This is a genomic window from Sphingosinicella sp. LHD-64, from assembly GCF_031157375.1.
Lineage (GTDB): Bacteria > Pseudomonadota > Alphaproteobacteria > Sphingomonadales > Sphingomonadaceae > Allosphingosinicella.
The window spans coordinates 86269-100013 of sequence record NZ_JAVIFV010000004.1 but is presented as its reverse complement, the minus strand read 5'-3'; the positions used below and the strand labels follow the sequence as shown (position 1 = coordinate 100013).

The 13745-nt window shown below is 68.8% G+C and carries 13 protein-coding genes; 5 read left to right on the top strand and 8 right to left on the bottom strand.

Features of this window, described 5'->3' with window-relative positions; translation table 11 throughout:
• Nucleotides 1-83: 83 nt before the first annotated feature.
• Nucleotides 84-1484, top strand: coding sequence for a succinylglutamate-semialdehyde dehydrogenase (gene astD, locus RCO27_RS13995; RefSeq protein WP_309003313.1), 1401 nt, complete (start codon nt 84-86; stop codon nt 1482-1484).
• 132 nt (nt 1485-1616) lie between these two features.
• Here the strand turns inward: astD and RCO27_RS13990 are convergent, their stop codons facing one another.
• Nucleotides 1617-3128 carry a replicative DNA helicase gene (locus RCO27_RS13990; protein WP_309003312.1) on the bottom strand — a complete coding sequence of 504 codons (1512 nt, stop codon included), beginning with the start codon at nt 3126-3128 and terminating at the stop codon, nt 1617-1619.
• A gap of 248 nt (nt 3129-3376) precedes the next feature.
• Between RCO27_RS13990 and RCO27_RS13985 the strand changes: the two genes are divergently transcribed.
• Genes RCO27_RS13985 through dcd form a run of 3 tightly spaced genes read left to right on the top strand, consistent with a single transcriptional unit; the run spans nt 3377 to nt 4827 of the window.
• Nucleotides 3377-3895: a UPF0262 family protein gene (locus tag RCO27_RS13985; RefSeq protein ID WP_309003311.1), complete on the top strand. Its 519-nt coding sequence runs from the start codon at nt 3377-3379 to the stop codon at nt 3893-3895.
• Nucleotides 3892-4272, top strand: coding sequence for a hypothetical protein (locus tag RCO27_RS13980; protein ID WP_309003310.1), 381 nt, complete (start codon nt 3892-3894; stop codon nt 4270-4272). The genes RCO27_RS13985 and RCO27_RS13980 overlap by 4 nt, the downstream gene beginning before the upstream one ends.
• Nucleotides 4273-4827: a dCTP deaminase gene (gene dcd / locus RCO27_RS13975; protein WP_309003309.1), complete on the top strand. Its 555-nt coding sequence runs from the start codon at nt 4273-4275 to the stop codon at nt 4825-4827.
• 91 nt (nt 4828-4918) lie between these two features.
• Here dcd and RCO27_RS13970 read toward each other — a convergent pair whose 3' ends face one another.
• The 5 genes from RCO27_RS13970 to RCO27_RS13950 all read right to left on the bottom strand — a co-directional run bounded on the left by RCO27_RS13970 (nt 4919) and on the right by RCO27_RS13950 (nt 10867).
• Entirely contained in the window at nt 4919-5515 is a 597-nt protein-coding gene (locus tag RCO27_RS13970) for an NAD(P)H-dependent oxidoreductase (protein WP_309003308.1), read from the bottom strand.
• Nucleotides 5516-5592: 77 nt separating this feature from the next.
• Nucleotides 5593-6444 carry a cytochrome c gene (locus RCO27_RS13965; RefSeq protein WP_309003307.1) on the bottom strand — a complete coding sequence of 284 codons (852 nt, stop codon included), beginning with the start codon at nt 6442-6444 and terminating at the stop codon, nt 5593-5595.
• Nucleotides 6445-6551: 107 nt separating this feature from the next.
• Nucleotides 6552-7883 (bottom strand): methyl-accepting chemotaxis protein, encoded by a 1332-nt coding sequence (locus RCO27_RS13960; protein WP_309003306.1) that lies wholly within the window; start codon nt 7881-7883, stop codon nt 6552-6554.
• A 96-nt stretch (nt 7884-7979) separates the two neighbouring features.
• Nucleotides 7980-10286 (bottom strand): VacB/RNase II family 3'-5' exoribonuclease, encoded by a 2307-nt coding sequence (locus tag RCO27_RS13955; RefSeq protein ID WP_309003305.1) that lies wholly within the window; start codon nt 10284-10286, stop codon nt 7980-7982.
• A gap of 119 nt (nt 10287-10405) precedes the next feature.
• Nucleotides 10406-10867, bottom strand: a complete 462-nt coding sequence (locus tag RCO27_RS13950) for a DUF3237 domain-containing protein (RefSeq protein ID WP_309003304.1) — start codon at nt 10865-10867, stop codon at nt 10406-10408.
• 98 nt (nt 10868-10965) lie between these two features.
• Between RCO27_RS13950 and RCO27_RS13945 the strand changes: the two genes are divergently transcribed.
• Nucleotides 10966-11814 carry a LysR substrate-binding domain-containing protein gene (locus RCO27_RS13945; protein ID WP_309003303.1) on the top strand — a complete coding sequence of 283 codons (849 nt, stop codon included), beginning with the start codon at nt 10966-10968 and terminating at the stop codon, nt 11812-11814.
• Here RCO27_RS13945 and RCO27_RS13940 read toward each other — a convergent pair.
• Nucleotides 11811-12818, bottom strand: a complete 1008-nt coding sequence (locus RCO27_RS13940; protein ID WP_309003302.1) for a fumarylacetoacetate hydrolase family protein — start codon at nt 12816-12818, stop codon at nt 11811-11813. The genes RCO27_RS13945 and RCO27_RS13940 overlap by 4 nt on opposite strands.
• 31 nt (nt 12819-12849) lie before the next feature.
• Nucleotides 12850-13737 (bottom strand): LysR family transcriptional regulator, encoded by an 888-nt coding sequence (locus RCO27_RS13935; RefSeq protein WP_309003301.1) that lies wholly within the window; start codon nt 13735-13737, stop codon nt 12850-12852.
• Nucleotides 13738-13745 lie beyond the last annotated feature (8 nt).

Below are 13745 nucleotides of genomic sequence, written 5' to 3'. Positions count from 1 at the left end.
GGAGATTCCAGCTTTCGCTGGAATGACGGGGAAGTTGGCCAGCCTGCGCTTGAAAAATCGCCGGAACTCCCCAAGAGAACGGCATGACCCTCACATCCTTCGAGCCCGCCACCGGCGCCACCCTCTGGACCGGCGCGATCGGCGACGTCGACGCCGAGGTGGCAACCGCCCGCGGCGCCTGGGCCGGCTGGGCCGCCAGGCCCTTCGCCTTCCGCGTCGAGACGCTGCGCCGCTTCGCCAATGTCGCGCGCGCCAAGCTCGAGCCGTTCGCCGACCTGATCGCGCGCGAGACCGGCAAGCCGCTCTGGGAGGCGCGCAGCGAAGTCGAGATCGTCATCAAGAAGGTCGACATCTCGGTCTCGGCCTATGCCGAGCGCACCTCGCAGCGCCGGCTGGAGGGCGCGATGGGAGCGCGCGTCTCGGTCCGCCACAAGCCGCACGGCGTGCTCGCCGTCCTGGGCCCGTACAATTTCCCGGCGCACCTGCCCAACGGCCACATCGTGCCCGCGCTGATCGCCGGCAATGCGATCGTGTTCAAGCCGAGCGAGAAGACGCCGGCGGTCGGCGCCTTCCTGACCGCGCTCTATCACGAGGCCGGCGTGCCCGAGGACGTGATCCGCTGCGTTCAGGGCGGGCCCGACATCGGCAAGGCACTCGCCGCCCACCCCGGTCTCGACGGCCTGCTCTTCACCGGCTCGGCCCGCGCCGGCGCGGCCCTGAGCCGCCAGTTCGCCGAGACGCCGGGCAAGATGCTCGCGCTCGAAATGGGCGGCAACAACCCGCTCGTCATCTGGGATGCCAGGGACGTCCAGACGGCCGCGACCATCGCGGTCCAGTCCGCCTTCCTCAGCGCCGGCCAGCGCTGCACCTGCGCCCGCCGCCTGATCGTGCGCGACGGCGACCACGAGCCGCTGGTCGAGTCGATCACCAGGCTGATGGACCGGCTGATCCTCGATCACCCGCATGCCGACCCCGCGCCGTTCATGGGCCCGGTGATCGACAATGACGCGGCCGACCAGTTGCAGGCCGGCTTCCTCGAACTGCTCGGCCGCGGCGCCAAGCCGATCCGCCGGATGGACCGGCGCGACCCCGACAAGCCCTTCCTGACCCCCGCCCTCATCGACGTCACCGAGGTCGAGCGGCGTACCGATGCCGAATTGTTCGGGCCGCTCCTCCAGATGGTCCGCGTCGACGATTTCGACGCCGCCATCACCGAGGCGAATGCGACGCGCTACGGCCTCTCGGCCAGCCTCGTCGGCGGCAGCCCGGAGCTTTACGATCGCTTCTGGGCCAATGCCCGCGCCGGCGTGATCAACTGGAACAACCCGACCAACGGCGCCCCCTCGACCGCGCCGTTCGGCGGGATCGGCCTTTCCGGCAATCACCGCCCGAGCGCGTGGTATGCGGCGGATTATTGCGCCTATCCGGTCACCAGCTCGGAGGCCGAGACAGCGCGCGCGACGATCGGCATCGGGCTGGCCTGAACTTCCTCCACGCGATTTCGCGGGGAGGGGGACCATGCACAGCATGGTGGAGGGGCGCTTTTCAGGGCTGAAGAGCCCCTCCACCGCCCTTCGGGCGGTCCCCCTCCCCGGCAAATGCCGGGGAGGAAAAGTTTACCCCCGCATCTCCGGCAGATGATCGGCGTCGATATGGTCGCTGAACTTGGTGATCTTGGCGTCGAACTTCATGCGCACCTTGCCGGTCGCGCCGTGGCGCTGCTTGGCGACGATGCATTCGGCGAGGCCGTAGACCCGTTCCATGTCGAGCTTCCACTTCTCATGGTCTTCCCAGACCTTGGCGTCGTCGCCTTCGATCGGCCGCTTCGGCTCGCGCGACTGGACGTAATATTCCTCGCGATAGACGAACCAGACCATGTCGGCGTCCTGCTCGATCGAGCCGGATTCGCGCAGGTCCGACAGCTGCGGCCGCTTGTCCTCGCGCTGCTCGACGGCGCGGCTGAGCTGGGAGAGCGCGAGCACCGGCACGCTCAATTCCTTGGCGAGCGTCTTCAAACCTCGCGAGATTTCCGAAATCTCCTGGACGCGGTTGTCGTTGCTGTTCTTGCCGGCGCCCTGGAGCAACTGGAGATAGTCGACCACGACGAAGCCGATCCCCTTCTGCCGCTTCAAGCGCCGCGCCCGAGTCCTGAGCGCCGCGATGGTGAGGCCGGGCGTGTCGTCGATATAGAGCGGCAGCGTCTCCAGCTCGGCCGCCGCGCGGGCAAGGTTGCGGAAGTCGTGCTGGCTGATCTTGCCCATGCGCAGCGCTTCCGAGCTGATCCCGCTGTTCTCGGCGAGGATACGCGTCGCGAGCTGGTCGGCCGACATTTCGAGGCTGAAGAAGGCGACACCAGCGCCGGCCGACTTCTCCGGCGCGATCCCGTCCTCGATGTCCTGCAGGAAGCGGCGCGCCGTGTTGAACGCGATGTTGGTCGCGAGCGCCGTCTTGCCCATGCCGGGGCGGCCGGCGAGGATGACGAGGTCGCTGTTGTGCAGGCCGCCGGTCTTGGCGTTGATCGTCTCGAGGCCCGTGGTGAGGCCGGAGAGGCCTCCGCCCGAGTTCAGCGCCTTTTCCGCCATCTGCACGGCCATGCGGGTCGCGACGCCGAAGCTCTTGACCGAGCCCTCGCCGCCGCCCTCTTCCGCGACCCGGTAGAGTGCCGCCTCGGCGCTCTCGATCTGGCCCTTGGGATCGACCTCGTCCGACGTGTCGAGCGCCTGCTCGACCATCTCGCGCCCGACCCCGACCAGCGCCCGCAGCAAGGCGAGATCGTAGATTTGCCCGGCGAAATCGCGGGCACCGATGATCGCGGCTCCGGAGCCGGTGAGCTGGGCGAGATAGGCCGGACCGCCGACCTCCTTCATGTCCTCGTCCGCCTCGAACAGGGGCCTCAAGGTCACCGGACTCGCGATCATGTTCTTGTCGAGCAGGCGCAGGATCTGGTCGTAGATCCGCCCGTGCAGCGGCTCGAAGAAATGCTCGGAACGGAGCTTCAGCTGCACGTCCTCGGCGAGCCGGTTGTCGATCATCAGCGCGCCGAGCAAGGCCGCCTCGGCCTCGACATTGTGCGGCAGCGTCTGGGTCGCGGGTTCGGAATTCTCGATAACGGTCAGCGGATGGGCCATGGCGCGACCCTACGCCGAACATTCGATGCTCCCAAGACTTCTCTGGAAGTCTCCGGAAGTCTGCGGAATTCTCCAGGGGAGCGATCTGTGGACAGGCTGTGGTTTAGACCCCATCGCGTCATTCCCGCGAAAGCGGGTATCCAGCTTCTTTCTGACGCTCCAGGAAAGCTGGACCCCCCGCTTTCGCGGGGGTGACGAGAAATGGCTAAAGGCTGGCGCCGAAATGCTGCACCCGCTAACAGGTACGCATGGGCACGCCGCGCATCATCGCCATCGACCTGGACGAGCGATCGATCCTGCGCCGCAACGCGGACATCGAGCAGGAGCGTCGAATCGCCATTTTCGACCTGCTCGAGGGCAATCATTTCGACGTCGCCGGCCATGAGGGGCCGTTCCGGGTCACGCTCCACGTCGAGGAAGGCCGCCTCGCCATCGACGTCAAGGACGAGGCCGACGCCCCGCTCGACACGATCCGCATGGGCCTGGCGCGCCTGCGTCGCCCGATCCGCGACTATTTCCAGATCTGCGAATCCTATTTCAAGGCGGTCCGATCGGACCGGCCGCACGGCATCGAGGCGATCGACATGGCCCGCCGCGGCCTCCACAACGAGGCGGCGGAGCTGCTCAAGGAATGCCTCGCCGGCAAGGTCGACATGGATTTCGACACCGCCCGGCGCCTGTTCACCCTGATCTGCGTGCTCCACATCAAGGCCTCGACGACGGCAGTTGACTCGCATGGGGGCGGACACGCATCCCACGCGGCATGAGGATCGCTCTTTTCCTGCCGCTCCTGCTGCTGGCCGGCTGCGAGACGACGCAGCAGCCCTATGCCCCGGTCGACAATGTCCGTTACTCAGCGGTTGGCGAGGAGCCGTTCTGGCTGCTCAACATCGGCGACGACCGGATCGTCCTGCGCATGGCCGACGCCGGGCAGGACGCAGTCTGGCCACGCACCCTCCCACGCACCGTCGACGGCGTGCGCACCTGGCAGTCGGGCGATGGCACGGGCGTCATCACGGTCGAGGCCCGGCCCGGCCCGTGCATCAATGCCCGGGAGCGGCGGTTCGAGGATCGGGTGACGGTCCGTCTCAGCGGCCACGGACTCATCGGTTGCGGCGGGCGGCTGCTCGGGGAGCGAAACTAGATGGCGATACTCTCCGACCGCTGGATTCGCGAGAAGGCGCTGGGCGAAGGCATGATCGAGCCGTTCGTCGAGGGGCAGCGGCGCGAGAACTGCATCAGCTACGGCCTTTCCTCCTATGGCTATGACGCGCGGGTCGCCGACGAGTTCAAGATTTTCACCAATGTCGACAATGCGGTGGTCGATCCCAAGGATTTCGCCGCCAACAGCTTCGTCGACCGCAAGACCGATTGCTGCATCATCCCGCCGAACAGCTTCGCGCTCGCCCGGACGGTCGAATATTTCCGCATTCCCCGCGACGTGCTGGTGATCTGCCTCGGCAAATCGACCTATGCGCGCTGCGGCATCATCGTGAACGTGACGCCGCTGGAGCCCGGCTGGGAAGGCCATGTGACGCTGGAATTCAGCAACACCACGCCGCTCCCGGCCAAGGTCTACGCGAACGAGGGCGCCTGCCAGTTCCTCTTCCTGCAGGGCAACGAGCCCTGCGAGGTGAGCTACGCCGACCGCGCCGGCAAATATATGGGCCAGCGCGGCGTGACGCTGCCGAAGCTCTGACGGGCCGCACGTTCTCCCGTCATCCCAGCGAAAGCTGGGATCTCCCTTCTTAAGGCAATGAGATTCCAGCTTTCGCTGGAATGACGAATAGCTAGCCCTTCGCCGCGTCGTCGGCGAGCTCGCCCGGCCCGCGCAGGATCTTCTCGATCCAGTCGGCATAGGCCGCGACGAAATCGGCGAGGTAGGTGCGGTGCTTCTCGTCGGCGACCTGCCCGTCCGCGCCGAACCAGTCGCCAACCTTTGCCAGATAGGCCTCCGGCTGCTGCATCAGCGGGATGTCGAGGAACACCGTGCACTGGCGCAGATGGTGGTTGGCGCCGAACCCGCCATAGGCGCCGGGCGAGGCGCTGATCACCGCGCCGGGCTTTTTCGGCCAGACCGAACGGCCGTAGGGCCGCGAGCCCACGTCAATCGCATTCTTGATCGGCGCGGGCATCGACCGGTTATATTCGGGCGTCACGAACAGCACGCCGTCCGCCGGGGCGACCTTCCCGCGAAATGCCGTCCAGGCGGGCGGCGGCGACTCCGTCTCGAGATCCTGATTGTAGAGCGGCAGATCGCCGATCTCGACGATCTCAAGAGTAAGATGCGGTGGCGCCAGCCGCGCCAGCTCCAGCGCCACCTTGCGATTGAGCGAGTCGCGGCGAAGGCTGCCGACGATCACGGCGACGGTGCGGGGCTGGGGCATGAGCGGGCTCCTGTACTGTGTCCGCTCCCGCCATAGCGCCAACGCCCCGATTCGGGTCAGCGGATATCCGGGCCTTGCTACCGCGCGATGCGCTGCGCCCTTTCCTGCAGATAGGCGTGGAGCTGGTCGATCTCCGTATCGGTGAGATGGCGCGTGTCGTCGCGCGCGATCTTGCCCATCAGGCCGAGGTCGCGCCCGCTGGGCGGGCGGCCGGTCCGGAGCATCCGGCGAAACTGCTCCCGGTCATAGGCGCCGGCGATGGCGAGATCGGGCGCGGTGATGTCCGGCGTCGGCCGGCCGCCCGACAGGTCGGCGCCATGGCATTCGGTGCAACCCGTCATCGCGATCCGCCGGCCGGCCGCGGTGGCCGGGCCGAGATCGAACGGCTGGCGCACGCGGAACTCCTCGACCCGCCCGACCGCGTCCGGGAACCGGCCGGTCGCCAGCGCGAAGCGGCCGATCGGTCCCCATTCGATCCTCGGCGTTTGCGCTCCGGCGCGCGGCAGGCTGCGCATGAAGACGATCAGCGCGGCGACCTCCTGGTCGCTCAGATGCGAATACATCGGCGAGGGCATGACGAAGAGCGGCCGGCCATCCTGGCCGATACCCTGGCGGATCGCCTGGGCGAGCTGCTGGTCGGTGGCGCGCGCGGCGAGTTCGGTGAGGTTGGGCGCCCAGACCTTCACGACATTGGGCGCCTCGAACATCATCCGACCGCGCAGCCCCTCGGCATGGCAGCTGAGGCAGCCGAGGATGCGCGCCTGCCGCGGCGCGTCGGCGAGCTGCGCCGCGCTCGGTTGCACCAGCCGCTCTGGCGCCGCCTCATGCGTCCGGCCGAGCACCCGCGCCGAGGCCAACCACACCCAAGCTGCGAACCCCAGTGCCAGCACTGCCATAATGGCGAGACCATAACCGATCCAACGAAACATCCGTGTCATCTCTTCCCCCGATTCCGGAGGAGCGCCGATGGCGCGGTCCGTTCACGATCGCCCGCAGGCATCGACGGGCGTGACGATGGGCGCGACGAAGGCGGCGATCAGGCGGCCCTGATCTCCGCGAGGAAGCCATCGACGCGATCGCGCAACGCCTCGGCGCGGACGCCGAGCCCTTCGGCGACGCCGCCGAGGCGCAGCGCCATGTCGCCGGCGGTCGCGGCGCGGCTTCCCATTTCGCCGACATGGCTCGAAATCTGGGCACTGGCGACCGCGCATTGCTCAACCGTCGCGGCGATCATCGTCGTCGCCATGGATTGCTCCAGCACCGATTCGCGGATCTGGGCGGTCGCGCTCTCAACCTGGGCGACGATCTCGGCGATCGCGAGATTGACGCCGGTGCTGTCGGTCACGGCGGCGCGCACGGCGGCGACCTGCGCCTCGATGCCGCGCGCCGCGGCGCCCGCCTGGTTCGCGAGGTTCTTCACCTCGCCTGCGACAACCGCGAACGAGCGGCCCGCCACGCCGGCGCGCGCCGCCTCGATCGTCGCGTTGATCGCGAGCATGTTCACCTTGCCCGAAATCTCGGTGATCAGGTGGACGATGCTGCCGATCGCATCAGCCGCCTCGGCCAGCCGCGTCGCCTTTTCGGCACCCGCCGCGACATGGCCGACCGCCGCCGCCACCGCCTGCTCGGCCTCGATCACGCGCCGCTCGATCATCCCGCCCTGACGGGCCAGCTCGGCACTCGAGCTGGCGACCTCGGCGATCCCGTCGGCGCCCTGGCTGGACGCGGCCGCGACGGCGGTCGCTTGGGCGCCGTTCTGCGCCGCGCGCTCGGCGACACCGGTGGCGGTGCCGCGAATCTCCTCGGCCGCTACTCCGAGCGCGGCAACGAACTCCGCCGCATCGGCCCGGAACCGATCGAACGACCGCTTCAATGCCTGGCTGCGCGCGATCGCCGCCTCGGCCTCGTCCAGCTCGCGCCGCGCCGCGAGACGGACCAGCGCCTGGCTCGGCAGCAGCGCGGCATAACGACCGCGTCGGGTCAGGATCATTCCCTCGATCCCGTCGCCGTCGCCATGCGCGGCGATCAGGGACTCGACACTCGCATCGATCTCGGCGACCGGACAGGGCCGGACCATCTCGGCCAGGGTCCAGCGGCAGCCGGGATTGGCGAGCAGCGCGTGGCCGAACGGGCTGAACAGCAGATCGCGCACCACCTGCTCGTGCAGCGCGCCCACCGGGCGGCCCTGCGCGTCGACCACGGCGAGGAAGCGCGCCTTCGGGAAGCGGCGGAACATCTCCATCGCCTTCGCGAGCGGCAGATCGGACGGGATCGCATCGGCCGCCATGGCGAATGCGGCGACGTCGCGGGCGGCTTCGTGCCGCTCCGTCCCGGCCCGTTTCGCCTCTTCCGCCAGACTGAATGCCATTGCCCGTCGCTCCCTGTCGCGGCGGGCTCTAGGGGCGAATGGTTAATGCGGACTTTGCCAGAAATTGCGCTTTTGTGACGCGCGAGTGCAAAAAGATTAACGGGACCGGTGGCGGATATTCCCCGGCCGTCCCCGGCGGCCGACCATATGCCCGGCCCCGTCGCGACGCGGACCACGGGGACGCGACGGCCGTTCGCCACCTTTTGCACCTTCCGGCAGCTCGAACCGCAGGTTGCCGCTCACCGGATCGGCTTCGACGAGGCGCAGCTTCAGCCGCTGGCCGAGGGTATAGCGCTCGCCGCTCTCCTCGCCGGTGAGGCTGAGGCTGGACTCGTCGTAGCGGAAATATTCGCTGCCGAGGATCGCCGCCGGCACCAGTCCGTCACCGCCCAGCGCCTCGACCGTGGCGAAGAAGCCGAACGGCTGCACGCCGGTGATCCGGCAGTCCATCACCTGCCCGACATGATCGGAGAGATAGGCGGCGACATAACGGTCCAGCGTCTCGCGCTCGGCGACCATGGCGCGGCGCTCGAGGTTCGAGATGAGTTCGCCGGTCACCTCCATCGATGCCTCCTCGTCGGCGGCGAGGCCGCCTTCACCGAGCCGGTAGCTCGCGACCAGCGAGCGATGGACGAGGAGGTCCGCATAGCGGCGGATCGGCGAGGTGAAATGGGCGTAGGAGCCGAGCGCGAGACCGAAATGGCCCTGGTTGCGCGGGGCGTAATAGGCCTGGGTCTGGGTGCGCAGGATCTGCTCCATTACCTGCGGCCGGAACTCGGCCTCGCCGAGGCGGTCGATGATCCGGTTGAACGTCTCCGGACGGATCACCTGGCCCAGCGCGAACTCGATGCCGAAGGTCTTGAGATAGTCCTTGAGCGCGACCAGCTTCTCGCGCGCCGGCGGCTCGTGGACGCGATACATGACCGGTCCGCGCCTCGCCTCCAGCGCCTTGGCGGCCGCGACATTCGCGGCGATCATGTAATCCTCGATCAGCTTGTGCGCGTCGAGCCGCTCGCGCGGGGCGACCGAGAGGATGCGTCCCTTCTCGTCGAGCATCACCCGCCGTTCCGGAAGATCCAGCTCCAGCGGCGCCCTTTTATCCCGCGCCTTATAGAGCGCCTGCCAGCACGCCCAGAGCGGCTTCAGCGTGGCCTGAACCAGCGCCCGCGGCACCGGGCCGTCGCTTTCGATTTCCGGCATCGAACAGGTCGGCGAACTGACCTCGATCCGGTCCTGCCCCTTCTCCGCATCGATCGCCGCCTGCGCATCTTCATAGGCGATATTGGCGGCGATGCGGACCCGCGCCCGGGTGAAGCGCCAGGATTTGAGCGCCCCCGCCTTGCTCACCTGCAGATGGCAGGCGAGCGCCGCCCGATCTTCGCCTTCCTTGAGCGAGCAGACGTCGGCGCTGAGCGTCTCGGGCAGCATCGGCACGACCCGGTCCGGGAAGTAGACGCTGTTGCCGCGCCTCCGTGCCTCCTTGTCCAGCGCCGAACCGGGCCGGACGTAGAAGCTGACATCGGCGATCGCGACGATCGCCTTCCAGCCGCCTTCATTGCCCGGATCGTCGTCCGCCGCCGCCCAGACCGCGTCGTCATGGTCGCGCGCGTCGGCCGGGTCGATCGCGACGATCGGAATGTGCGTCAGGTCCTCGCGCTCGCCCAGCGGCTGCTTCGCCATCCGCTCGGCCTCGGCCAGCACCGCGTCGGGGAAGACGTGCGGAATCTCGTGCTTGTGGATCGCAATCAGGCTGAAGCTGCGCGGCGCGAAGGGGTCGCCGAGGATCGTGTCGACCCGCGCGGACAGGCGCGGCGGCCGCCCGGTCTTCTCGGCCAGCACCAGATCGCCGACCCGCGCCTCGCCGAGATCGGAGATGGCGAGCTCGCGCCGCTCCTTCTTCTCGACCGGCCGCAGCCAGTGCCGCTCGCCCTCCTTATGGACCACGCCAAGGACCAGCTCGCTGTCCTTCAGCAGCTTCTTCATCGGATGGGCGATCCAGCCGTCCCGGCCCTCTTCCGTCCGGGACAGGATGCGGTCGCCGACGCCCAGAGCGGGCGCCCCGCGTCCCTTGCGCTCCATCACCCTGAGGCGCGGCGGATTTCCCTCCGCCTCCCAGCGCTCCGGGACCGCAAACGCACGCCCGCCATCGTCCACGTCGACGACGCGCAGCACCGTCACCTTGGGAATGCCGCCCATCTTGTGGAAGGCCCGACCCGGCCCGGCGTCGATCAGCCCCTCGTCGCCCATGTCCTTGAGCAGCGCCTTCAGCGCGATCTTGTCCGCGCCTTTCAGCCCGAACGCCTTCGCGATCTCCCGCTTCCCCGCCGGCGCGTCCGACGACTGGATGAAGTCGAGCACCTCGTCGCGGGTCGGCAGGCCGCCTTTGACGATTCGTCTGGCCATCTAGGCCGAAACCCGCAGGCCGACCGGCGTTCCGAAAGCGAGAGGCAGATCGCGGGCCGGGAGGTGACTCATTCCCCGCGCATGAACCCGGGCGCGACAAACGGCAAGTCGCGGCGCGGCTATAGGACCTCGAACAGCTCGTAGGTGACCCCGCCCGGCCGCCGCGCGCCCATTCCGACCGAGACGATGCCGTTGAGCCAGGCGTAGGTCAGCGACGCCGTCTCGAAGAAGGGCGCGGTGCGCAGATAATATTCGTCCGGCGCCACCGCATCGCCGGCGGCGAGCCGAGCAGCGACCTCGGCGGTGCAGGTTCGAACGCCGCGATAGGTCATCGCGATCAGATCACCGTCCGCGGCGCGCAGCAGCAACCGCACGTCCTGCTGGGCCGAGCCGTCCGCCCGCGCCAACAGATAATCCGCCCCGCCCAGCGGCAGGACCTCGCCGGCAATCCGCTCGCCATGGAATGCGCCGCCCGAAACCGGAAAGACCCGCCGTTCACCTGCCGGCGTGGCGCCAAGCTCGATCGTCGGGTGGAGGTCGATCGACAGGGTGAAGAGGTGGCGCGAGGGCAGTATCGTCATGGATTTTTGCTCCTTCCGGGCGGGCAATTACGGGCAAGCGCCCCGGCCGGAAAACGAAACGTCTTTCGCCTCATTTCAACCTGTGTTTGAAATGACCTGTGCCCCGTCACCCGCCCGTCGAATCGCTGCGCGTTCTGGAAGCCTGCGTGCGCCATGCCAGCTTCACGAGGGCGGCGACGGAGCTGGGCGTGACGCCGGCCGCAGTGAGTGCGCGGATGCGCAACCTCGAAGCCGATCTCGGGACCGCGTTGTTCGCGCGCCACGGGCCGAGGATCGTCCCCACCGGGACGGCCGCCGCGCTGGCGGCAGAGGTTGCCGACGCATTGCGACTGATGCACGCGGCGGTCGGCAGGAGCCGCGCAACGCCTGTCTTGCGGGTCACCGCCCCGCCCTCCTTCGCCCAGCGCTGGCTGGCGCCCCGCCTCGCGCGCTATCGGGCGCTGCCGGGTGCGGCGGAGATCGTCCTCGACGTCGCGACCGACCTGCGCGATCCCGCGACGTTCGATCTGGCGATCCGGACCGGCCGCGGCGGCTGGCCCGGTTTCGACGCCATCCCGCTCCTGCCCGTCCAGGCGACAGCGATGCTGTGCCCGGCGCTGGCGGCGGAGATTGCGACGCCGGCGGATCTCACCCGGATGCCGCTCATCCCGCATCCGGACTGGCCGCGCTGGTTCGCCGCAGCGGGTATCGACCCGCCACCAGGGCAGAGCGACGCTGACGGCTATCCCACCTACGAAATCGACGCCGCCGCGGCGCTGGCTGGTGCGGGCGCGGCGCTGCTGCCGCCGAACCTGTATGGTGCGCTGATTAGCGAGGGCCGTCTCGTTCAGCCGTTCCCGCTGACCCTCGACGGCCCGGATCATTATTATCTGCTGCGTCGCGCCGGCGACGACCGGCCAGCCCTCTTGAGCTTCGGCGACTGGATTCTGGCGGAAGCGGGCGCCTAGCCCGCTGCGACCGTCTGCTCGATCACGCCGAAGATCGGATGCCCGCGCGCGTCGTCCATCCAGATGCGGACGGTGTCGCCGGCCTTGAGGAAGGGCGTCGCCGGCTTGCCGTCGAGGATCGTCTCCACGGTGCGGACCTCGGCCAGGCAGGAATAGCCCTTGCCGCCGCGGTCGACGGGCTTGCCGGGGCCGCCGTCCGCGTCGCGGTTGGAGACAGTGCCCGAGCCGACGACTGTGCCAGCGCCCAGATTCCGGGTCTTGGCGAGGTGGGCGACGAGCGTGCCGAAATCGAAGGTCATGTCCACGCCCGCATCGGCCCGTCCGAAGGGCCGGCCGTTGAGATCGACCTTCAGCACGCCCGAGAGCTTGCCGTCCGCCCAGGCTTCGGCCAGCGCATCGGGGGTCACGAACACCGGCGACAGCGCCGAGGCGGGCTTGGACTGGAGGAATCCAAAACCCTTGGCGAGTTCAGCCGGGATCAGATTGCGCAGGGACACGTCGTTGACGAGGCCGACGAGCTTGATGTGCGCCAGTGCCTCCTCGCGCGACACGCCGCGCGGCACATCGTCGGTCACCACCACGATCTCCGCCTCGAGGTCGCAGCCCCAGCTTTCGTCGGCGAGCGGGATCGGATCGCGCGCGGCCAGCATCTCGTCCGAGCCGCCCTGATACATGAGCGGGTCGGTCCAGAAGCTCTCCGGCATCTCGGCGCCGCGCGCCTTCCGCACCAGCTCGACATGGTTCACATAGGCCGAGCCGTCCGCCCATTGGTAGGCGCGCGGCAGCGGCGCATCGGCGTCGCGTTCGTGGAACCGCTCCTTGGGGATGACATCATGGGCGAGATCGGTGGCGAGCAGCCTCAGCTGCGCCTCCGCCCAGCCCCAGTTGTCGAGCGCGGCCTGGAGGGTCGGCGCGATGTGGGTGGCGTCCGCGCACCAGGCGAGATCGTCAGACACCACCACCAGCCGCCCGTCGCGGCCCTGCTTCATCGATGCGAGCTTCATGAAAGCCTCATCCGCGCTGGGCGGCCGAAGATCAATCCCCGCCCAGCAATTGACCTTGCCCCGCCGCGACGACACCGGCCAGCCAGTCGACGAACGCCCCGACCCGCGCCGATCGCCGCGTGTCGGCATGGGTGACCAGCCAGAAGGAGCGCGTCACCGCGACATCGTCGAGCAGGCGCACCAGCGCCCGATCGGCGTCGCCGATGAAGCAGGGCAGCACCGCAATCCCCGCCCCGGCTGCGACCAGATTGTGCTGGGCATTGATGCTGGTGCTGCGCAGGCGCGGCTCCAGCCCGGGCGCGATCTCGGCGAGATAACGCAGTTCCGGCGCGTAAAGCAGGTCGGGGACGTAGCCGATCAGTCGGTGACGCTTCAGGTCGGCACGGCTGGCGACCGGCCCGTGCGCCGCCAGCCAGTCGCGCGCGGCATAGAGGCGCAGGCGATAGTCTGTGAGCTTGCGGGTGAAGAGCGGCCCCTTACGCGGCCGATCGAGCAGGATCGCCACGTCCGCCTCGCGCCGCGAGGGGTTGAGGAAGCCCGACGAGGCGACGAGATCGACGGTGAGCCGCGGATGCGCGGCGGCGAAGCCGGGCAGGTGCCGGGCGACGAACCAGCTGCCGAAGCCTTCGGAGACGCTGACCCGGACGGAGCCGGAAAGGTCCGGACCGCCCTCCTCACCGACCTCGATCTCGCGGATCTGCCGCTCCATCGCCTCGGCCCGTTCGGCGAGGCGCTCGCCGGCCTCGGTCAGCGCCTGGCCGTCCTTGGTCTGCTCGAACAGGGTCTGGCCGAGCGCCGTCTCCAGCCGCCTGAGGCGCCGCCCCACCGTGGTGGCATCGACGCCGAGCTGCGCCGCCGCCCGGGCGAGTTGCCCCGCCCGCGCGACGGCCAGAAAGTGCCTGAGATCGTCCCACTGCATCCGCCTGC

What these genes read in the sequence shown, in the direction of transcription:
- astD (WP_309003313.1), top strand. Translation starts at nt 84, where the DNA reads ATGACCCTCACATCCTTCGAGCCCGCCACCGGCGCCACCCTCTGGACC.
- RCO27_RS13990 (WP_309003312.1), bottom strand. Translation starts at nt 3,128, where the DNA reads ATGGCCCATCCGCTGACCGTTATCGAGAATTCCGAACCCGCGACCCAG.
- RCO27_RS13985 (WP_309003311.1), top strand. Translation starts at nt 3,377, where the DNA reads ATGGGCACGCCGCGCATCATCGCCATCGACCTGGACGAGCGATCGATC.
- RCO27_RS13980 (WP_309003310.1), top strand. Translation starts at nt 3,892, where the DNA reads ATGAGGATCGCTCTTTTCCTGCCGCTCCTGCTGCTGGCCGGCTGCGAG.
- dcd (WP_309003309.1), top strand. Translation starts at nt 4,273, where the DNA reads ATGGCGATACTCTCCGACCGCTGGATTCGCGAGAAGGCGCTGGGCGAA.
- RCO27_RS13970 (WP_309003308.1), bottom strand. Translation starts at nt 5,515, where the DNA reads ATGCCCCAGCCCCGCACCGTCGCCGTGATCGTCGGCAGCCTTCGCCGC.
- RCO27_RS13965 (WP_309003307.1), bottom strand. Translation starts at nt 6,444, where the DNA reads ATGTTTCGTTGGATCGGTTATGGTCTCGCCATTATGGCAGTGCTGGCA.
- RCO27_RS13960 (WP_309003306.1), bottom strand. Translation starts at nt 7,883, where the DNA reads ATGGCATTCAGTCTGGCGGAAGAGGCGAAACGGGCCGGGACGGAGCGG.
- RCO27_RS13955 (WP_309003305.1), bottom strand. Translation starts at nt 10,286, where the DNA reads ATGGCCAGACGAATCGTCAAAGGCGGCCTGCCGACCCGCGACGAGGTG.
- RCO27_RS13950 (WP_309003304.1), bottom strand. Translation starts at nt 10,867, where the DNA reads ATGACGATACTGCCCTCGCGCCACCTCTTCACCCTGTCGATCGACCTC.
- RCO27_RS13940 (WP_309003302.1), bottom strand. Translation starts at nt 12,818, where the DNA reads ATGAAGCTCGCATCGATGAAGCAGGGCCGCGACGGGCGGCTGGTGGTG.
- RCO27_RS13935 (WP_309003301.1), bottom strand. Translation starts at nt 13,737, where the DNA reads ATGCAGTGGGACGATCTCAGGCACTTTCTGGCCGTCGCGCGGGCGGGG.